The organism is Virgibacillus halodenitrificans JCM 12304, assembly GCF_001310895.1.
GTDB lineage: Bacteria > Bacillota > Bacilli > Bacillales > Amphibacillaceae > Virgibacillus_Q > Virgibacillus_Q halodenitrificans.
Map to the genome: position 1 here is coordinate 203,254 of NZ_BAZS01000002.1, position 20,816 is coordinate 224,069.

21 protein-coding genes and 1 riboswitch are annotated in these 20,816 nt (G+C 35.9%); of the genes, 17 read left to right on the plus strand and 4 right to left on the minus strand.

The window, feature by feature from the left end:
* Positions 1–105 precede the first annotated feature (105 nt).
* Positions 106–279: a YqzE family protein gene (locus JCM12304_RS18910; protein ID WP_019377934.1), complete on the plus strand. Its 174-nt coding sequence runs from the start codon at positions 106–108 to the stop codon at positions 277–279.
* 24 nt (positions 280–303) lie between these two features.
* Here JCM12304_RS18910 and JCM12304_RS02275 read toward each other — a convergent pair whose 3' ends face one another.
* Both JCM12304_RS02275 and JCM12304_RS02280 read right to left on the minus strand, forming a co-directional pair.
* The gene (locus JCM12304_RS02275; RefSeq protein ID WP_060678418.1) at positions 304–1,089 is read right to left on the minus strand and encodes a YqhG family protein; all 786 of its coding nucleotides are present in this window, start codon (positions 1,087–1,089) and stop codon (positions 304–306) included.
* Positions 1,076–2,743: a DEAD/DEAH box helicase gene (locus JCM12304_RS02280; RefSeq protein WP_060678419.1), complete on the minus strand. Its 1,668-nt coding sequence runs from the start codon at positions 2,741–2,743 to the stop codon at positions 1,076–1,078. Before JCM12304_RS02280 ends, JCM12304_RS02275 begins: the two co-directional genes overlap by 14 nt.
* A gap of 138 nt (positions 2,744–2,881) precedes the next feature.
* Positions 2,882–2,990: riboswitch (glycine riboswitch) on the plus strand.
* Between the two features lie 181 nt (positions 2,991–3,171).
* Here JCM12304_RS02280 and gcvT point away from each other — a divergent pair.
* The 3 genes from gcvT to gcvPB are packed head-to-tail and all read left to right on the plus strand — an operon-like array spanning position 3,172 to position 7,103.
* Entirely contained in the window at positions 3,172–4,287 is a 1,116-nt protein-coding gene (gcvT, locus tag JCM12304_RS02285) for a glycine cleavage system aminomethyltransferase GcvT (protein WP_019377931.1), read from the plus strand.
* Positions 4,288–4,300: 13 nt separating this feature from the next.
* Positions 4,301–5,650 carry an aminomethyl-transferring glycine dehydrogenase subunit GcvPA gene (gcvPA, locus tag JCM12304_RS02290; protein ID WP_060678420.1) on the plus strand — a complete coding sequence of 450 codons (1,350 nt, stop codon included), beginning with the start codon at positions 4,301–4,303 and terminating at the stop codon, positions 5,648–5,650.
* Positions 5,643–7,103, plus strand: coding sequence for an aminomethyl-transferring glycine dehydrogenase subunit GcvPB (gene gcvPB, locus JCM12304_RS02295; protein ID WP_019377929.1), 1,461 nt, complete (start codon positions 5,643–5,645; stop codon positions 7,101–7,103). Before gcvPA ends, gcvPB begins: the two co-directional genes overlap by 8 nt.
* A gap of 52 nt (positions 7,104–7,155) precedes the next feature.
* On the opposite strand, the gene JCM12304_RS02300 is transcribed toward gcvPB, so the two are convergent.
* Positions 7,156–7,530: a rhodanese-like domain-containing protein gene (locus JCM12304_RS02300; RefSeq protein ID WP_019377928.1), complete on the minus strand. Its 375-nt coding sequence runs from the start codon at positions 7,528–7,530 to the stop codon at positions 7,156–7,158.
* A 401-nt stretch (positions 7,531–7,931) separates the two neighbouring features.
* On the opposite strand from JCM12304_RS02300, the gene JCM12304_RS02305 reads away from it, so the two are divergent.
* The 3 genes from JCM12304_RS02305 (at position 7,932) to JCM12304_RS02315 (ending at position 12,457) form a co-directional block, all read left to right on the plus strand.
* On the plus strand, positions 7,932–10,490 hold the full coding sequence (locus JCM12304_RS02305) for a vitamin B12-dependent ribonucleotide reductase (RefSeq protein ID WP_060678421.1): 2,559 nt from the start codon (positions 7,932–7,934) through the stop codon (positions 10,488–10,490).
* Positions 10,491–10,837: 347 nt separating this feature from the next.
* Positions 10,838–11,260: a transcriptional regulator MntR gene (gene mntR / locus JCM12304_RS02310; protein ID WP_060678422.1), complete on the plus strand. Its 423-nt coding sequence runs from the start codon at positions 10,838–10,840 to the stop codon at positions 11,258–11,260.
* Positions 11,261–11,554: 294 nt separating this feature from the next.
* Positions 11,555–12,457 carry a patatin-like phospholipase family protein gene (locus tag JCM12304_RS02315; RefSeq protein WP_060678423.1) on the plus strand — a complete coding sequence of 301 codons (903 nt, stop codon included), beginning with the start codon at positions 11,555–11,557 and terminating at the stop codon, positions 12,455–12,457.
* A 14-nt stretch (positions 12,458–12,471) separates the two neighbouring features.
* Here the strand turns inward: JCM12304_RS02315 and JCM12304_RS02320 are convergent, their stop codons facing one another.
* Positions 12,472–12,846, minus strand: a complete 375-nt coding sequence (locus tag JCM12304_RS02320; protein ID WP_060678424.1) for an SA1362 family protein — start codon at positions 12,844–12,846, stop codon at positions 12,472–12,474.
* 258 nt (positions 12,847–13,104) lie between these two features.
* Here JCM12304_RS02320 and JCM12304_RS02325 point away from each other — a divergent pair, with 258 nt between their 5' ends.
* The 10 genes from JCM12304_RS02325 (at position 13,105) to spoIIIAG (ending at position 20,808) form a co-directional block, all read left to right on the plus strand.
* Positions 13,105–13,605 (plus strand): YqhR family membrane protein, encoded by a 501-nt coding sequence (locus JCM12304_RS02325; protein WP_019377923.1) that lies wholly within the window; start codon positions 13,105–13,107, stop codon positions 13,603–13,605.
* A gap of 116 nt (positions 13,606–13,721) precedes the next feature.
* Positions 13,722–14,783 (plus strand): M24 family metallopeptidase, encoded by a 1,062-nt coding sequence (locus tag JCM12304_RS02330; RefSeq protein ID WP_060678425.1) that lies wholly within the window; start codon positions 13,722–13,724, stop codon positions 14,781–14,783.
* 33 nt (positions 14,784–14,816) lie between these two features.
* Positions 14,817–15,374 (plus strand): elongation factor P, encoded by a 558-nt coding sequence (gene efp / locus JCM12304_RS02335; RefSeq protein WP_019377921.1) that lies wholly within the window; start codon positions 14,817–14,819, stop codon positions 15,372–15,374.
* 899 nt (positions 15,375–16,273) lie between these two features.
* The gene (gene spoIIIAA / locus JCM12304_RS02340; protein WP_019378260.1) at positions 16,274–17,251 is read left to right on the plus strand and encodes a stage III sporulation protein AA; all 978 of its coding nucleotides are present in this window, start codon (positions 16,274–16,276) and stop codon (positions 17,249–17,251) included.
* On the plus strand, positions 17,220–17,708 hold the full coding sequence (gene spoIIIAB / locus JCM12304_RS02345) for a stage III sporulation protein SpoIIIAB (protein ID WP_233881114.1): 489 nt from the start codon (positions 17,220–17,222) through the stop codon (positions 17,706–17,708). Before spoIIIAA ends, spoIIIAB begins: the two co-directional genes overlap by 32 nt.
* 18 nt (positions 17,709–17,726) lie before the next feature.
* Complete coding sequence (spoIIIAC, locus tag JCM12304_RS02350; protein ID WP_019378262.1) at positions 17,727–17,933, plus strand: stage III sporulation protein AC; 207 nt, start codon at positions 17,727–17,729, stop codon at positions 17,931–17,933.
* 6 nt (positions 17,934–17,939) lie between these two features.
* Positions 17,940–18,332 (plus strand): stage III sporulation protein AD, encoded by a 393-nt coding sequence (spoIIIAD, locus tag JCM12304_RS02355; protein WP_019378263.1) that lies wholly within the window; start codon positions 17,940–17,942, stop codon positions 18,330–18,332.
* A 34-nt stretch (positions 18,333–18,366) separates the two neighbouring features.
* Positions 18,367–19,554, plus strand: a complete 1,188-nt coding sequence (gene spoIIIAE, locus JCM12304_RS02360; RefSeq protein ID WP_019378264.1) for a stage III sporulation protein AE — start codon at positions 18,367–18,369, stop codon at positions 19,552–19,554.
* 10 nt (positions 19,555–19,564) lie between these two features.
* Positions 19,565–20,185: a stage III sporulation protein AF gene (gene spoIIIAF, locus JCM12304_RS02365; protein ID WP_019378265.1), complete on the plus strand. Its 621-nt coding sequence runs from the start codon at positions 19,565–19,567 to the stop codon at positions 20,183–20,185.
* Complete coding sequence (gene spoIIIAG, locus JCM12304_RS02370; RefSeq protein ID WP_019378266.1) at positions 20,182–20,808, plus strand: stage III sporulation protein AG; 627 nt, start codon at positions 20,182–20,184, stop codon at positions 20,806–20,808. The genes spoIIIAF and spoIIIAG overlap by 4 nt, the downstream gene beginning before the upstream one ends.
* Positions 20,809–20,816 lie beyond the last annotated feature (8 nt).

A 20,816-nucleotide genomic window follows, 5' to 3' on the forward strand; every position in this document is an offset into this window, starting at 1 on the left:
CTTCTTTTTTAGAAAATTAATACAAAATATTTGTTCTTGTTATTAAATAGAATAGACTTTTCTTGTTTTGTTAAAAATAGAACAAAGAAGAGAGGTGTGTACTCAATGTCCGGAAACGATTATCTGAAATTTATGACTGAGCAAATTGTATCCTATATTGACTTGCCCCCAGAAGAGAGAAAGAAAAAACATAATGAGAAAAAGAGTAACAAAATTGTTGCCAACAGATGGTTTGGAATACTGCCTTTTGCATATCGTACGTGGAGAAAAAAAGGATAGCCGATACTAGGCTATCCTTTTTATCTAAAGAGCAGGAGATAAATAAAACAATCCACCGTTTATGACTTGATAAGTTATAGTTGGATTATATCTGTTTTTGATTTCCTTCAATTCTTTTTCCATCTGTTGTTCACTATTTTCTTCGTCGTCATTACTGTAAAAGTGTTGTAATAAAGTCATTTCCTTCTTTAAAAGATGAATAGACTCCTCAGCCCAATCATGCGTTTGTCTTTCAATATAATCATCGATAACCCGCTCTATTCTTTTAAACCCGCTCTCCAGCTTAATCATTGGAGAGATGGTATAGCAATAATCTGGAATCATCTGTTGCAAGGGAACAGAGGAAAGCTCTTTCATCATTTCTACTTTCATGGAACCATTAACTAAATGAAGCCCGATCGAAATTAATTCATCTTTTTTGTGTTTTCCTTTATAACTAACTTTGATATTGGTAATCAACCAAGGGTAAAGAGGTGTATTGCTTTCCACGTTCATGGATTGAAAAAGCTTAGTGTACTTTTCATTTTGGTTTAAATAATTCATAATTTGTTGTAATCTTGGACTTCCAAAATGAATCCATTCTCCTTTGACCTCTTTTTTATTAGGATTTGTAACAAGGGTTAATTGCATGGGGTCTCCTTGGTTACCCATTTTTTTAATATAGTGCCAATAAAAGGGCCGATTCATTAAGGCTCTGTCCATTTCTTCTGTCAATTGGACAGTTAATACTCCATCCTTATTTTCAACGATAGTACAACGTTTCGCTGAAAAAAAGGTTGCTAGAAATTTATTTAAATCAGTAACTGCCAAACTGATCTACCTCGCCTTCACTTAACCGCTGATTTTGTTGAATTATGGAAGCCAAATTATCTATTTTTATTTTCGCTTCTCCAACCGTTCTTGATTCCGAATATATTGTTTGTATTTCTTTTCCCATGTCTTTAATATCTAATTCGGCAAGAATATCATCCAATTGCCCAATTACTTGTTCAAATAAATTAATTTTTTCGTATAGTAATTTCATAATATGTTCTTCGATGGTTCCTTTTATAGCGAGGTTATAAATATGCACGTCTTTTGTTTGTCCATATCGATGAACGCGCCCGATCCGTTGTTCAAGCCGCATTGGATTCCAAGGTAAATCATAATTGATCATGTAATTACAGAATTGAAGGTTAATCCCTTCTCCACCAGCTTCTGTAGCTATTAAAACTTGGGCATGATTTTGAAACAATTGACGCATCCAGTCTTTCTTACCTCTCTTAAATCCGCCTCGGAAAGGTACAGATGTAATTCCGTATTGTTGTAAATACCACTGAAGATAAAGCTGTGTTGCTCTATACTCTGTGAAAATAATTACTTTTTCATCACCAATTTGTTTAATTAGTTCAATCACTTTTACTGCTTTTGTATGGTGTGGAAGCTGTTCGATCTTCTGGATGATGTGTTTTAGATCTAGAGTAGAGTAATCTTTGTTTTCTTCTTCCAGTTTATTTAATGACAAGAAGCAAGCTTCTCTGGAGGAACAAATTTCTCTTAAATAGGTAATCTTGGAAAATGCAGGTAAGGAATATTTACTGTTTTCAAGCTCCTTATATACAGATCTTTCTTCATCGCTAAACTGTACCCATACTGTTTCAATATTTCTTTTTGTGTTATTGAGTGATGTTTCTTTTCTGGTGTTTCTGACCATTACTTTTTGTATTAGTTGTTTAAGATAAATGTCCTCTTTAATCTTTGTTCTATCTTTTCCGTATCTTTCTAGAAAGGATTCATAATTTCCTAAATGTCCAGGCTTTAAAATGGATACTAAATTAAAAATCTCTATAAGTTGATTTTGCACTGGTGTTGCTGTTAATAAAAGACAGTACTTTTTTCTAAGTGAACGTACAAAAGAGAAATTTTTAGTCTTATGATTTTTAAGCTTGTGAGCTTCATCAATCAAAATGAAGTCATAGTCAATATTCAAGATTTCTTCTCTATGTGGGGATCTTTTTGCAGTGTCAATAGAAGAAATTATGATTTCTCCATGTTCCCAACCATAGTTTTTACGGTGTGCTATAGCAGGAATATAGAATTTTTCATTCAATTCTCTTTCCCATTGATTAACTAGAGAGGCAGGCACAAGAATTAGAGCTTTTTTTACAAGACCTCGTATCATATATTCCTTCAAGATTAAACCAGCTTCAATCGTCTTACCTAAACCAACTTCATCTGCTAAAATGGCGCGGCCATTCATATCCTCAATAACCTGCTCTGCACATTCTATTTGATGTTCCATAAACGTGATCTGCGGTAGGTAATCTAAGGCTCTTAAGCCTGTGAAAGCAGGTGCCATCCTGGTCAACTCTGCGTCGTACGTAAGTGAAAATAAATCCCAAGTGGAAGTATAATCACTATTATTTAGCTTCTTTTGTAACTCCATAATAAATTGTGTATCCCTCTGAAGTTCAATAGATTTCATTTACATTCTTCCTTTATAAAAAGTTAGATTATTAATACAAAAGGTTACTTCTATGCTATAATGATTTTATAAAAGTGAGTAGATCTTTCATGATATTGTTACATAGTATAACCAACTTTCAATATTTCATAAAAGCGAATGATTACAAGGGGAGAGATTATGGGGAATGAAAGCGAATTAATTCCGCCGTAACGCCGAAGGAGCAAACAATTGTGAATCTCTCAGGCAAAAAGACTCTTGTAGGACGCACCTCTGGAGAGCGCTTACTAGTAATCGGGAAGCCACCCACGAAGCAAGTATTTGTAGTGTTTACTTAGAAAAGCTACAGGTATGCAACTTTCTGGTTTAAGGACAGAGATTTCATTGAATATCAGTGAGATCTCTTTTTTTATTTAAAGAATCAGAAAATTTAGATGGGAGAGTGGGAAATGAGTGATTTGAAGCGAACACCTTTATTCCCCGAGTATGAAAAGCATGGGGCAAAGACAATTGATTTTGGAGGTTGGGACTTACCAGTACAGTTTTCCAGTATAAAAGAAGAACACGAGGTTACTAGAACAACAGCTGGTTTATTTGATGTATCTCATATGGGAGAAATTGAAGTAAAAGGACCAAAAAGTTTAGAGTTTTTACAGCGAATGGTAACCAATGATGTATCTAAACTTGTACCTAATAAAGCACAGTATACGTTTATGTGTTACGAGGATGGCGGTACAGTCGATGATTTTCTTATCTATATGATAGAGGACTCCCATTATTTATTAGTAGTGAATGCAGCAAATACTGAAAAAGATTATGAATGGCTGGTAAAAAATAATGGCTACAATGACGATGAAATAAGCATTGAAAATACATCTGCTTTTTACGTCCAATTAGCTCTACAGGGACCTAAGGCAGAATTAGTACTTCAATCCATTACGGATTTCGATTTGTCAGAGATTAAATTCTTCCGCTTCGAAAAAGAAGTGTATTTCCATGGTATTACCACACCTGCCCTTGTGTCACGAACAGGTTATACAGGAGAAGATGGTTTTGAAATTTATATTAAGAAGGAACATGGCAGGGATCTATGGAAGTTGATTCTTCAGGCCGGGGAAAAAGAAGGTGTGCGGCCAATTGGTCTTGGTGCAAGAGACACACTGCGTTTTGAAGCAAATCTCGCGTTGTATGGCCAGGAGCTATCTAAAGATATTTCCCCAGTGGAAGCCGGGTTAACTTTTGCTATAAAACCGAATAAAGAGGCTGACTTCATTGGAAAAGAAGTGCTGAAAGATCAAATACAAAACGGTGCGGAAAGAAAGCTAGTAGGGATTGAAATGATTGATAAAGGAATACCTAGACATGGTTACGAAGTTTTAGTTGAGGACAGGTCTATTGGTTTTATAACTTCAGGTACCCAATCACCAACTTTAAATAAGAATATAGGTTTGGCATTAGTTGAAAAAGATTATACGGAAGAAGGTACAGAATTAACTGTTCAAGTTAGAAAGAGAAAATTAAAAGCTAAGATTATTAAAACTCCATTTTATAAACGAGTGAAATAAGGGGGAAACCGGAATGGAATTTCGTTATTTACCGATGACCGAGATTGATAAGCAGGAAATGCTTGATACAATAGGAATTCGTTCTACAGATGAGTTATTCTCAGATATTCCAAGTCAATTACGTATGCAGCAAGAGTTAAACCTAAAAAAACCTGCCAATGAGGCTGATTTAATGAAAGAACTTTCAAAAATGGCTGGAAGAAATGCCAATTTGAAAGAGTATAGTTCCTTTTTAGGCGCTGGAGTTTATGATCATTTTATTCCATCGGTCGTGGATCATATCATTTCACGTTCTGAATTCTATACGGCATATACTCCTTATCAGCCTGAAATCTCACAAGGAGAGCTACAAGCAATCTTTGAATTTCAGACTATGATTTCAGAACTTACTGGTATGGCTGTGGCGAACTCCTCTATGTATGATGGAGGTACTGCCCTAGCTGAAGCTGTTAACCTGAGTGCTGCACAAACTAAAAAGAAAAAGATACTTGTTTCTAAAGCAGTGCATCCAGAATCACGGGCTGTTATTGAATCCTATGCCAAAGGACCAAATTTGGAAATTGTGGAGATAGACTTTGAAAATGGAGTGACGGATCTCGCACAACTTGAAAAAGAACTCGATGAAAATATAGCAAGTGTTGTTTTACAGTATCCTAATTTCTTTGGTCAAATTGAACCTTTGGAAAAAGTTAAAGAGTTAATCAGTACACAAAAGAAAACGATGTTTATTGTTTCCAGCAATCCATTGGCTTTAGGTTATTTGACGCCACCAGGAGATTTCGGAGCAGATATTGTAGTAGGTGACACACAAGTTTTTGGCATTCCAGCACAATATGGTGGACCACATTGTGGTTATTTCGCTACCACCGAGAAACTCATGAGAAAGGTTCCGGGTCGTCTTGTTGGTCAAACTGTAGATGAAGATGGCGTTCGTGGATTTGTATTAACCTTGCAAGCAAGGGAGCAACATATTAGAAGAGATAAAGCCACTTCTAATATATGCTCCAATCAAGCTTTGAATGCATTAGCGAGCTCTGTTGCTATGAGTTCAATTGGAAAGCATGGTTTAAGGAAAATGGCTGTGATGAATATGCAAAAGACCCGTTATGCTAAAGAATTACTGAAGAAAGCAAAAATTCCCGTAGTAAACAACGGAGCTTATTTTAATGAGATTGTCATTAAACTGGATAAATCAGTATCAGAAGTAAATACTGGTTTGTTGGAGAAGAAGATAATTGGAGGTTATGATCTGGAGCAGGCTTATCCAGAACTACAAGGTCATATGCTAATCGCAGTAACAGAAATTCGTACAAAAGAAGAAATAGAAACTTTTGTAAAAGAATTGGGGGATATAAATGGCTAATCAGGACTTTCCGTTAATTTTTGAACGAAGCAGAGAAGGAAGAACAAGTTATAGCTTACCAGAATTAGATGTACCAGATTACGACATTGATCAAGAAATGGAAGAAGTTTATATTCGTAAATCTGCTCCTGAATTGCCAGAGGTAAGCGAATTGGACATTATCCGTCATTATACCGGACTCTCCAATCGAAATTATGGAGTCGATTCAGGATTTTATCCGTTAGGTTCATGTACGATGAAGTACAACCCGAAAATTAATGAGGATGTAGCAAGACTTGATGGCTTCAGTCATATTCATCCCTATCAAAATGCCAATAGTGTTCAAGGAGCTATGGAGATGCTCTATGATTTGCAAACTTCTTTAAAGGAAATAACAGGAATGCATGAGGTATCCCTTCAGCCTGCAGCAGGAGCACACGGAGAATGGACCGCTTTAATGATGATTCGTGCTTATCATGAAGCAAATGGAGATATGGAGCGTACCAAGGTAATCGTCCCGGATTCTGCTCATGGAACAAATCCAGCATCAGCTACCGTGGCTGGCTTTGAAGCAATAACAGTTAAATCAAATGAAAAAGGTTTAGTAGACTTAGAGGATTTAAGAAGAGTGGTGGGTAAGGATACTGCTGCGTTAATGCTGACTAATCCAAATACGTTAGGGTTATTCGAAACTGAAATTATGGAGATGGCTGAAATCGTCCATACTGCAGGAGGTAAATTATATTATGATGGAGCAAATCTGAATGCCATCATGGGTTACACCCGCCCTGGAGACATGGGATTTGATGCGGTTCATCTAAATCTTCATAAAACATTTACCGGACCACATGGTGGAGGAGGACCAGGCTCTGGGCCAGTTGGGGTTTCTAAAGAGTTGGAACCTTATTTACCTAAACCGATTTTAACTAAAAAAGAAGATCAATATATCTTTAATTATGATCGACCTCATTCCATTGGAAGAGTGAAGCCGTATTATGGTAATTTCGGTATTAACCTCCGGGCGTATACTTATATTCGGACAATGGGTGCTGAAGGACTGAAAAAGGTTAGTGAGTATGCTGTACTAAATGCAAATTATATGATGAGAAAATTAGAGAAAAGATATACGCTTCCATATCCACAACATTGTAAACATGAGTTTGTATTGTCAGGTAAGCAACAGAAAAAGTTAGGGGTGCGGACGTTAGATATAGCTAAGCGTTTGTTGGACTATGGATATCACCCACCAACTATTTACTTCCCATTAAATGTGGAAGAGGCTTTAATGGTTGAGCCAACAGAAACAGAGTCAAAGGAAACGTTAGATGGGTTTATTGATACAATGCTTTCGATTGCAGACGAATCTGAACATAACCCAGAGTTAGTTCAAGAAGCCCCGCACAATACAATAGTCAAAAGAATGGATGAAACAACTGCTGCCAGAAAACCAATACTGCGTTATTATGGTAAATAATCGAGAATAAAATAGAAAAAAAAGTTCCTAAGAGTTACTTAGGAACTTTTTTCTATTTCTTAGTTTTTACTTTACCAGTCCATTTTTTAAAGCCGCCTTTTAACTGGTTTATATCCTCATAGCCTTTTTTATTAAGTAATTGAGCTGCTCTCGCAGATCTTGATCCACTTTGACAGTATAAGTATACTGGTTTATCTTTACGGATTTCAATCAGGCGTTGCCGCATTTGAGTTACAGGGATATTTCTGGCCCCTAATATATGACCACGATCAAATTCCTGTGGCTCCCGCACGTCTATTAACTGTGCTTTTCGATATCCTTCACGAAACTGATCTTCCGTTAAGGTCTTTAAAAATGTGCGCTGGCGAAAATACCTAAAAATACTAAACGCTGCCAATGCAACGATCGCTATTATTAAAAACTCCATCATTCTTCCCCCGTCACTACAATTATTTCATATCTATTATATGCTTAATCTAATATTTTTTCAAAGCTTTTCCCAAGGATCTTTGTAAGTTTCTTTAGAGTTGCTTTTCTTACAAAGAAAATCTTATACTATGTTGGTGACAAAAACCTACATAACTTATTAATGCAAACCACAAAATTCTTGGTTTCGCAGGAGATTTTAATCAAAATCTTACTTAGGCTTTTATTTGCTAGTAATTTCACCTCTTTTCATTGCTTGACAAAAATCGAAAAGCCCAACATATAGTATTTTTTAAAGAATTCTCCTCAATATATTGTTTATGATAGACCGAATGTGGTAATGTATTACTAGCGAATTAATTACTTAAGACAGTCAAATGTAGTAGTAAAAGGAGCGATTAAATGCCTACTGTTATTGATCAAACAGGAATAAATGTTGAACAACTAAATGAGGACATTCGGTTATTTCCGCAAGTCCACCCAATCACAGAAGAAATGCATCTTAGTCATCAAGGGGTTTCCAGGCTTGTTATGCTTGATAGATATGCATATAAAGATACAGAAAAGAGAACCTTAAAAGCTGGGGATTTTGTAGTTTTGACAGTAAAAGCAGACCCTAAGTTTCCTGCAAGAGGTTATGGTTTTGTGAAATCTGTCAATTGGATAGAAAAAGAGGCTGAGATTAAAGTAGATGCAGAATTTGTTTCTATTTTAGATAATGAGGAGGAAGCTAAGTCTGGTATTGTTAAACGGAGTCTGGATGTCATAGACAAGCCGCTGGAGATTTTTTATGAACAAATCGCAAAGCGAAATGCTAAAGGTCTTTCCAGCGTGGAACAAACAACTGAGAAGCAACAGAAATGGTTTCAGCAGTTTAATAGAGAATTAACAGACATGAATTTTATACCTGCAGGCAGGGTTTTATATGGGGCGGGAGCAAATACAGACGTAACTTATTTTAATTGCTATGTAATGCCATATATTAAAGATTCTCGTGAAGGTATCTCCGACCATAGAAAACAAGTAATGGAGATAATGAGCAGAGGCGGCGGGGTAGGAACGAATGGCTCTACTCTTCGTCCAAGAAATACATTAGCACGAGGAGTTAATGGGAAATCGTCGGGCTCTGTTTCCTGGTTGGATGATATAGCCAAATTAACACATTTAGTAGAACAGGGAGGCTCACGTCGTGGAGCGCAAATGATTATGCTTGTTGATTCCCACCCTGATATTATTGAGTTTATTATTTCTAAAATGCAAAACCCACGAATTTTACGATATTTAATTGAAAACACTGAAGATGAACAAATCAAGCGTCTTGCTAAGGAAAAGCTGAATTTTACTCCATTAACAGATACAGAAATGGATTTGTATCAAGGAATTGTAAATTATCGTAACCAACCAGGTTTGGGAGGGTTCACCCAAGCTGCTATTAGGGAAGCTGAAGATAAATTAAGAACAGGTGGAACATACTCTGTCCATAACGCTGAATTTCTTACTGGTGCTAATATTTCCGTCTGTTTGACAAAGGAATTTATGGAAGCAGTAGAAAATGATACTATGTATGATTTACGTTTTCCAGATGTAGAAAGCTATACCAATGAAGAAATGGAAGCATATAATAACAAGTGGCATGAAATTGGTGATGTACGTAAATGGGAAGAAATGGGTTACGGAGTTCGTGTTTACCGTCGTATAAAAGCTACAGAATTATGGAATCTTATTAATATTTGTGCAACCTATTCAGCTGAGCCAGGTATTTTCTTTATTGATAATGCAAATGATATGACAAATGCAAAAGCATATGGTGATCAGGTTGTGGCTACAAATCCATGCGGTGAGCAACCATTGGCTCCTTACTCTGTTTGTAATTTGGCTGCTGTAAATTTAGCTCAGATGGCAAATAAAGAAACAAAGAATGTTAATTTTGAAAAATTAAAGCAAACAGTTAGAACCGGTGTGAGGATGCAGGATAATGTCATAGATGCCACACCATATTTTTTGGAGGAAAATAAGAAGCAAGCATTAGGAGAAAGACGTGTAGGCTTAGGCGTTATGGGGTTACATGATCTATTAATTTATTGTGAGACAGAATATGGTTCAGAGGAAGGTAATAAATTAGTAGATCAGATCTTTGAGATAATTGCCACTACTGCTTATAGAGAGTCAATCGAACTGGCAAAAGAAAAGGGAAGTTTTCCTTTCTTAACAGGAAGTACAAGAGAGGAAACAGAAGAATTACGCAAAGCATTTATTAATACAGGTTATATGAAACAAATGCCAGAGGATATTAGAAATGGTATTTTGGAGCATGGGATTCGAAACTCTCATTTACTAACAGTGGCTCCGACAGGTAGTACGGGAACAATGGTGGGTGTATCTACGGGTCTTGAACCGTATTTTTCCTTCTCCTATTACCGCAGTGGCAGGTTAGGTAAATTTATCGAAGTAAAGGCGGATATCGTACAAGAATACTTGGACGAGCATCCAGAACAGGATCCAAATAACCTACCCGCTTGGTTTGTTACTGCAATGGACCTAAAACCAGAAGCACATGCAGATACACAATGTGTTATTCAGCGGTGGGTTGATAGCTCTATTTCTAAAACAGTAAACGCACCGAAAGGTTATTCGGTTGATCAAGTAGAGAATGTATATCGCAGACTTTATAAAGGCGGGGCTAAGGGTGGAACTGTCTATGTGGATGGCAGTCGAGATACCCAAGTCTTAACACTTAAAGCAGAAGAGAATACATTCGGTGAACAAACAGAGCTCTTCCCAGAAACAGAACGTCCTAAAGTAGTTTTAATGGATACGATTCAAGAACTTGATAAAACAAATGTAACAATAGGTTCAGAGGTAGGGGATACATGTCCAGTTTGCCGAAATGGCAGTGTAGAAGACATCGGAGGATGTAATACATGCACAAGTTGTGGAGCTCAACTTAAATGTGGTTTGTAAATCATCAAAAAAGAAAGTAGCCAGAGAGGTTGCTTTCTTTTTCCTTGTTTAATACTAAATGTTCCTGTATGCTTTAAAATAGAAACAAAGTTGCGCAAGATAAAAAAAGATTCTTTATAATTGCATAGAGAAAATTTCTTATAGGTACTGTTGAACAAACTACAACAGATGTATAAGTAACACTTCTTTACTGTGAAGGAAGTTAACCAAATTCACACGACCTATTTTAAGACACGCCAACTTTTTTGCTTCATTATACGTTCATTCATATTAGATGGATGATAATTATGCACGTTTAAACTTTATCCGATACCAAATAATAATTAATGAAATGAGGGGAGAAACTAATGCCGACACCAAGTATGGAAGACTATATTGAACAAATATATAACCTAATGAAGTCAAAAGGATATGCAAGGGTATCTGCACTGGCAGAAGCACTTGAAGTCCACCCTTCCTCAGTTACAAAAATGATTCAAAAATTGGACAAGGACGATTATCTTAATTACGAAAAATATAGAGGATTTGTTCTTACGGCTCAAGGAGAAAAAATAGGTGAACGATTGGTATTTCGTCATGAGTTGTTAGAAGATTTCCTTGAAATTATTGGAGTAGATAAGGAGAATATCTACGAAGATGTAGAGGGTATTGAACATCATCTTAGTTGGAATTCCATTGATCGCATTGGAGATTTAGTCAACTATTTTAAAGAAGACCCAGCTAGAGTAGAAGCTTTGCGAGCGTATCACATGAAAGAAGAAAATCAATGAATAGCCATTAACATACAATGATAATACATTGTATGTTTTTTATTTTTTGAAGAAAATATTGGTTCTATTGCAATGAAGGAGTACAATCATGAGCTGGTATATTCAAAATAGGATAGAACTACGAAATAGTGGGAGAAAATCTGACGCAGGAAACTTTAATTAGCAACAAGGAACTAGTAAGTCAGCAGCAGAGCGAGATAACCTTCGAAATGAACTACTTGCATGGAAATGTTCTAAAAACTTCAAAAAGCTATATAGCTGTATAGCGGAGAATTTTTGAAATGGGGTGTTATTTTGGAGGTTGATGCGGTTTTTTCTGGTGGTGGAATAAAAGCCTATGCATTTCTTGGCGTGCTGGAAAGTATGGAGAATAAAGGATTGGAAATTAGAAGATGTGCAGGTACTTCAGCAGGAGCGATTGTTGCAGCGCTTATAGCAGCTGGATATAAGAATAAAGAGATATTCGAACTTATTTCAAACTTGGAATTAACGAAATTTGTTGATCCTCCTGTAATCACAAAGATTTTTCCGTTAAGCAAATGGTTCTACATTTATTTTAAGTTAGGAATAAATAAAGGAGATATATTAGAAGCATGGTTGTACGAACATTTAGCAAACAAAAATGTATATACGTTTAAAGATCTCCACCTTGAAACCCTTAAAATTGTAGTCAGTGATATTTCCCTAGGTAAGTTAGTCGTTATACCAGATGATTTAAAGCGAATTTATGATATTAATCCAGATTATTTTCCGGTTTCAAAAGCGATTAGGATGAGTGCTGGTTTTCCATACTTTTTCATGCCTAAACAAATACCAAACTTGACTTCCAGAAAAAGTGTAATTGTGGATGGAGGATTGTTAAGTAATTTTCCTTTATGGATTTTCGAAAAAGAAAGAGAAATAAATCAACGTCCTGTACTAGGGATAAAATTAGAAGAAGTAAAAAATCCTCAATTAGGGGAGTCCCCCTCTACTTCTATTAATAATGCAATTGATATGTTTTACGCGCTTTTTTCTACGATGAAACAAGCACATGATACAAGATATATATCAAAATCAGAAAAAAATAATATTATTACTATTCCAGTTGAGAACCAACATGCCACTAACTTACATATTAATAATGAAACAAAAGAAAGGTTAATTCAAAGTGGAAGGGAACATGCAGAAAAGTTTCTTAAATTTTGGCCAAAATAAAAAGGAGCGAGCATTTAGAATGATGCCCGGTCCTTTTCTTTCGATTTATTCCCATCAATTACTTTTAAGTGAGAAGCACGTTTATTCGGTTTACGTTTTGAAGGGTTAAGTACTTGTTTTTTTGTGTGAGTGGATTTCACTGGTGTATTGTGTTTATATTTAGCTTTTGATTGTTTGACCGCTTTTTTATATTTTTTCATATCGTTTGACGGAGCCTTTTTCTTGAGAAAGATAAAGTAGATAACCGCAAACATTGCTATACCGAAACCAAGCATAACAAGTATATTGGTTAAAAAGCTTTTTGTATTAGTGAAAATTTGTGATACTAACCCAACAGCTGCTAATGAAATGATTAAATACATAATAATAGATATTTTGTTACGAGCCATTAGATTGATCCTCCTCTCTCCAAGGTAATAATAGCACCTATAAACTGTATACCACTATTTTGATTTTTCTACCCTATTTTTAGGCGAAAAATATAAAAATATCTCGTTATTAGTTAAAATTCTTCCCATATTGGTAAATTTTATTCATTGATATTTAATTAATTTTACTACAATTAGGTAGACGAAACCAGTTTATGAATAAGTAAATTATGCGTTTTTTTAACCAAATTGGCAATACTAAACGCGGAGGTGTTTTTTATGCAGGAAGAAAAAAAGCTGGAACAAAACAAACGTGAAGAACCTATGTCTTTATTATCTCGTTCACTTCTAACAGGCTTTATTGGTGGGCTATTATTCGGAAGTCTTGGGATGGTGATGTATTACTTTAATTTTTCAGAAGTGTCTCCTAAATCATATGTTCTTCGGTCGTGGGTAACAGAAGAATGGACGGAAAAGTGGCTGGGAAACATTATTGCAATATTGCTGCTTGGTATATTATCTGTATTAATTGCAATGTGTTATTATGGCTTACTAAGAAAAATATATTCTTTATGGGCTGGGGTGTTGTTTGGTATAATACTTTGGGGACTTTGTTTTTATTTATTTCAACCTATTTTCCCAAATATTCCTGAGCTATCTCAGCTCACTAATCATACTATTGTTTCCACTATTTGTTTGTTTGTCATCTATGGTTCTTTTGTTGGCTATTCCATATCATACGATTATTATGATACTAAAATGAGAGAAGCAAATGGATAAAATTCCCGTGTCTTGTAGTGTAATGATTATTCAAAAGTACGTGAATATGATAAACTAAAAACATCCGCTTGGCAGATGAACGTGCTTATAACAATGTTATAGAAAGGAAAGGGAGAATGGATAAACTAAAGAATTTAAAAAAAGCCTTAGAAGGCAACAATTTAGATGGTATTTTAATAACAAGCGATTTTAACAGAAGATATATTACTGGTTTTACAGGTACAGCTGGGGTTGCGCTTGTTGGTCAAAATGATACCAAATTCATTACGGACTTCCGTTATATGGAGCAAGCGAATGAACAAGCAAAGGGCTTTGATGTCATTGAGCATAAGCAACCAATCGAATTGGAAATAAAAGATCAGCTTAGCAACATGGGGATAAAGCGTCTTGGCTTTGAAAAAGATCATGTAACTTATAGCCAGTTTGAGACGTATAAAAGTACCTTTGATGTGGAATTGATCCCAATGAGTGGTTTAGTTGAAGATTTGCGCTTGATTAAGACAGAGGAAGAAGTTCAAATTATAAAGCAGGCTGCAAAAATTGCAGATGATGCATTTGAGCATATTCAAGCTTTTATAAAACCTGGCGTAAAAGAAATTGATATATCAAATGAATTAGAGTTCTATATGAGAAAACAAGGTGCTACATCTTCAAGCTTTGATATTATTGTAGCATCTGGTTTACGTTCCGCACTTCCCCATGGTGTCGCTTCAGATAAGGTAATCCAGTCAGGAGAATTGGTTACGTTAGATTATGGAGCGTTATATAATGGGTACTGTTCAGATATAACAAGAACCTTAGCTGTTGGGGAAATTAGTGATAAATTGCGTGAAATATATAATACAGTGTTGGAAGCACAGCTTAGAGGGGTAAATGGGATAAAAGCTGGTATAACTGGTAAAGAAGCGGATGCTTTAACAAGGGATTATATTACAGAACAAGGGTATGGAGCGTATTTTGGACATTCAACAGGTCATGGACTAGGAATGGAGGTACATGAAGCTCCAGGACTATCTTATAGAACAAACGATAAATTGAAGACCGGAATGGTTGTAACAGTGGAGCCGGGTATATACATACCTAATGTTGGTGGTTGCAGAATAGAAGATGATATTCTGATTAAAGAGGAAGGTAATGAGCGTTTAACTTTAGCTCCAAAAGAACTCATCCAACTATAGAAACAATACACATGTAAAGGGAGGATCTACAACATGATTTCAGTAAACGATTTTAAAACAGGCCTAACAATTGAGGTTGATAATGATATATGGCAGGTAATGGAGTTTCAGCATGTTAAACCGGGAAAGGGAGCAGCCTTTGTTCGTTCCAAACTTCGCAATTTACGAAATGGAAACATTCAAGAAAAAACATTTCGTGGAGGAGAAAAGGTAAATAAAGCCCATATTGAAAATAAAAAGATGCAGTATTTATATGGATCTGGAGATTCTCATGCGTTTATGGACACAAATACGTATGAACAAATTGAGCTGACTTCAAGCCAAATAGAGTATGAGCTAAAATTCATGAAAGAAAATATGGAAGTATCTATTATAACGTATGAAGGTGAAATATTAGGGGTTGATTTACCAAAGAACGTTGAACTTGAAGTTACGGAGACTGAGCCCGGCATTAAAGGTGACACAGCTAGTGGTGGAACGAAACCAGCAACGTTGGAAACAGGTCATACAGTTCAAGTCCCTTTTTTCATTAATAAAGGTGATGTTTTGCAGATCAATACTACTGATGGGAAATATGTTTCAAGAGCATAACTTCATGGAAGCAAAACAGGTATAACTTGTCCTGTTTACAAATTTCATAAATATCTAAGCAATAAAAAGCAGTCCTACAAGGGCTGCTTTTTTACATTAAAAAATATGAAATTTTGATTCTAATATTGATAGCGTTACTCAATGATTCGTAAAAAAGATATACTGCGACGTAACTTGGTTGTTTGAACATGACCGTTTCGGAAAATACACTTCGCTTTCCATGGGCAACGCTTCAGCTTCCTCGGAAGAAAACCACTTCCTGCGGGATCTTCAGCTGTTGCTTTTCCCACAGGAGTCTTCGTGTTTTTCCTTCACTGGTAAAGTGGTTAGATAATAACCCGTTATTTATGGTACAAAGCAGATACAAATTGATTGGAGCGGAAGGGGGCGACTCCTACCGGTATAGCATGAGCTAAAGACCCTGGACGTAGCGTAGCGAAGGAAGCGGCTGAAGCCATGCCGGTGGAAAGCGTCCCCCTGCAGCGTAAATCAATGGGTCCATCCGCTTCCTTAAAATAAAATATACTTTAGTTCGCATTTTACTCCTACTGCGAATTACTTACTTTTATTGCTGATTAAAACGCCTCACGCTAGATAATTTTATCCACTAATTCATATTTTGCTCAATGTAAGATAACGTTTGTGCCTCAACAATTACAATACCTGCACAAATTATTACCTTATTATATTTCTATGCATGAACGGGCACGCCCAGCTCAGCATGTGAGGTTATATTATTGCCTGCCACTCTTCGTTTTACTCAACTCATCTACTTCCCTTCATTCCTATCTATAAGAGCCCTTGCACTTTCTCCTTTTAGATTATCAATAGAAAGGCATATTTTTTTTGCTTACACATACATTTATTAATAAGTTAATTCTAAAAAGTGGGGACATGCCATGGAAGAAATATTAAGAATATTTCCGGACATACTTCAGCAAAAATTAAGTAAGCATATAATGAATCGTTGGGGCAAACTTCAGGAGATAAGGTTACGATTAAATCAACCTGTGGAGTTAATTTGGGATGACCTTAATGAATGGTTAGAAAATGCCAGGCCAACAAAGCAAGAGTTTATATCTATTATAAACCAACTTAGCCAGTTTTCATTATATCGTATGGAGGACGAGCTCAGAGAAGGTTTTATAACGATTGAAGGTGGTCATCGAATTGGGTTAGCGGGCAAAGTAAATACACTTGGAGGCACTGTAAAATCTATTCAATATATCACCTTTTTAAATATACGAATAGCGAAGGCGAAAGTTGGAGCAGCAATACCAATCATACCATATTTGTATGATTCTCAATATGTAAATACGTTAATCGTAGGCGCACCTCAAACAGGGAAAACAACAATCATACGAGATGTAACTCGGTTAATCTCTACCGGTTGGAAGGACAAGCCTGCTAAAAAAGTTGGTGTTATTGATGAGCGTTCGGAGATTGCCGCCTCCATCAAAGGTATTCCTCAGCACAATTTAGGTAAAAGAACCGATGTGATGGATGCTTGTCCTAAGGCTGAGGGGATGATGATGATGATTCGTTCTATGTCTCCAGACATTTTGATTGTGGATGAAATTGGAACAAGTAAGGATGTAGAAGCCTTGATGGAAGCAATTCATGCTGGTGTAACTATTATTTGTTCGATGCATGGTAGATCGCTTGAAGAGATAAAAAGAAGGCCTTCTTTTAGTCATCTTATAGAACAAAAAATATTTCAGCGGATTATCATTCTAGAAAAGTACAGAAAACCAGGCCATATTGCAAGAATTTACAACGAAGATGAGGTGAATATATGGAAGGAAACGAGGTGCTTATCGGATGATGTGGGTTGGAGCACTTCTTTTGATAGGAACAACCACCTGGATGGGGTTTGAATGGAGTAGCAGACTGGAGAAGAGACCACGTCATATCCGTCAATTAAAAAATGCATTACAAATACTAGAGGCGGAAATGATTTATAGCCAATCTCCATTAAAAGACGCTTTTGTTGTTATATCTAAACAAGTTCCAGAACCTACACGAACGTTTTTTGTTGGGTTAGATGATTTTCTTAATGACAACAATAAAGACCTATACGTCATATGGAAAAGTTCTGTAGATAGACTGATGGAGGTCTCTTCTTTAGAGAGAAATGAAAAGGAAATTTTATTACAATTTGGAAGAACATTAGGTCAACATGATTTCGTCCAACAACAAAAACATATACAGCTCGCAGTTGGTCATCTGGACAGGGAATTGGAAGAGGCAAGAGATAATTATTTTAAATACAGTAAAATGGCGAAAAGCCTTGGATTCTTATGCGGGGTGTTCATCGTATTATTGCTTATCTAATTAGAAAGGAGCCCATCTATGCTTACAGATGCGTCTATTCTCTTCCAAATTGCTGGAATCGGGATCATTGTAGCATTAATCCATACAATATTAAAACAAATGGGAAAAGAGGAAATTGCACAATTTGCTACATTATTGGGGTTTATCATTGTCCTGGTTATTGTAATCAATGGTCTTTCAGAGTTATTTCAACAAATTAAATCTGTGTTTTTATTCCAAGGGTAGGTTGTTATGGACATTTTGCAGATTGTTACACTTGGACTCGTTGCAACCATTTTATATATTACATTAAAAGATATTAATGGTTCGTTTGCATTTTTTATTATTATTATTACAGGAATTATCATCTTTATTTCCATTGTTCATCAAATTGGAACCATCTTTCAATTACTTCAATCACTTGGCGAAAAAGCAAACGTAAAAGGTATGTATATGGAAACAATCCTTAAAATAATTGGAATATCATATATTGCAGAGTTAGGCGCAAGTATATCTAAAGATGCCGGCCTTCAATCCGTTGCTTCATATATTGAACTGGCAGGAAAAATATTTATTCTTTTATTAGCAGTTCCGATTATTACTGCTGTGATCGAGGCAATATTAGGCTTCTTGCCGGCAACCTAATGAACCAATGAATTGAAAGAAAGGGGAAATAGGTGTGAATCGGACTGCTAAAATTCTATTCGTTTCCTTGCTGATCTTGCCTTATATATTTTCAGGACAAGTATCGGCTACAACAACAAGTCCACCTGTTAGTTCTGAGGAATTAGAGGATGACATGCTTCAGGAAATTTCTCTTGAAGGTGTCCAGGAGTACTGGAGTGAGCTTGTAAATGAATATAACGGCTATTTACCAGGACTTGAGAAGAAAAGTGTGTATGATCTAATAAAAAATCAAGAGTCTTTTTCGATAAAAGATAGCGTGATTGGCTTTCTGGAATTTCTGTTTTATGAACTTATTTTAAACGGAAAGTTACTTGGTATGTTGTTAATGCTTACATTGTTCTCAATTATTTTGCAGACGATGCATACAGCTTTTGAAAAAAGCGCAGTAAGTAAGATTGCTTATTTTGTTGTTTACATTGTACTTATATTCATTGCACTGAATAGCTTTTATCTGGCCTTTTCATATGCGAAAGAGGCAATCAATACAATGAGTAGTTTTATGATTGCATTATTACCATTAGTGCTGGGACTGATGGCAACCTTTGGAAATCTCCTTACAGTTTCTTTCTTTCATCCAATTATCATTTTTCTTATCAATTTAAGTGGTTTACTTATATCGCATTTTATTATGCCTTTACTCTTTTTGTCTGCTCTTCTACTAATAGTTAGTAGTTTAAGTGATGGATACAAAGTAACACATTTAGCTAAGTTATTACGCAACGTAGGTATAGGCACACTAGGGGTGTTTTTTACTATATTTCTGGGAGTGCTATCTGTTCAGGGAGCAGCAAGCGCAATACAGGACGGTGTGGCTATGAAAACAGCGAAGTTCCTTACTGGAAATTTTATCCCGGTAGTAGGTAGAACATTTACTGATGCAGCAGATACTATTCTAAGTGCCTCGCTTCTTTTAAAGAATGCAGTTGGAATCGTTGGTTTGGCAATTGTCTTGTTTATCACTCTTTTTCCGGCAATAAAGATATTTGCTATTGCTTTAATATATAAAATTGCTGCTGCAATTCTTCAACCGATAGGTGATGGACCTGTTATATCCAGTCTCAACACAATCAGTAATTATATTGTCTATATATTAGCCTGTTTACTTGCGGTATCTTTTATGTTTCTGTTAGCCATTGTTCTACTAGTTGCAGCTAGCAACATCACATTGCTTTTACGTTAAGGTGGTTAAAATGAGTATACTTATAGACTGGATCACTCAGATTATTATTTTCCTTCTGCTGGCAACCGTTATTGAATTATTGGTGTCTTCAACTAAGATGAAGAAATATGTAAAGTTAGTTACCGGGCTCATATTAGTATTAATTTTATTAAAGCCTATTTTCTATGTTCTTCAAATTGATATTGAACAAGCTGTCAGGACTTCTATTAATCAAGTTAATTTAGAAAGAAACCAAGATAAATCTATAACAAATTTAATAGAATTTCAAAAAAGTGAAATACAAACAACACATGATGCATATATTTTAAAACAAATGGCTGTCCAATTAACAGAAATTGCAGAAAAACCTCTATTAGAAAATTACAGGGTTGAAATCAAAAATATTGATTTTCAATTCACGGAAGCATCAGAGGTTTCTTTTGAAGGATTGGAAAAAGTCATTGTATATATAAAAGAATCAAAGGGTGGGGAGGGAGCAGTGAGTTTAGTTGATGATGTGGTAATTGACATGAACAACCCTGTGGAAACCAAAGGAAACGAGAATAATGAACAAATAGAGTCTTTTTTAAGAGAGCTTTGGGAAATGGGAGATAAGGACCTAACGGTTATAAAGGAGGGAGGGATCACTTGAAGCAGCTATTGGAAAGGTTTTTCGGAGGAAAAGATAGTGAAGGCAGTAAACGACCATCCAAAAAAACCGGATATATGATTATATTGGGAATAGCTGGTTTGTTTTTATTAATTCTCAGTAATATTTTCTCTTCGTCTCCTTCTGAAGGAATTAATGATCAAGAGATAGAAAAAATGGAGACAGCAAAGGAAACAAGTCAGCAGGAGGCACCTACTACAACTAGCATAGATGAACTGGAATCCCTGTATAAAAAAGATTTAGAATCAATGCTTAATAAAATAACAGGGGTATCAGAAGCTGAAGTGATGGTCAATCTGGAATCAACTTCGGTGAAGGTCTATGAAAAAAACTTAATAAAGGGACAACAATCAACGGATGAATCTGATAAAAATGGCGGAGAAAGAAAAGTGGAGGACCAAACGGAAGAGGTGCAGACAGTGCTGGTAAGACAAGGAGATAGAGAGGTGCCTTTGTTGATACAAACAAAGAAGCCCCAAGTCAGAGGAGTCTTTGTTGTAGCCAAGGGTGCTGATCACGCTACTGTGAAAAAATGGATGATTGAATCAATCTCTCGTGTGCTTGATGTTCCAAAACATAGAGTTTCAGTAATGCCAAAGAATTAGGGGAGGAA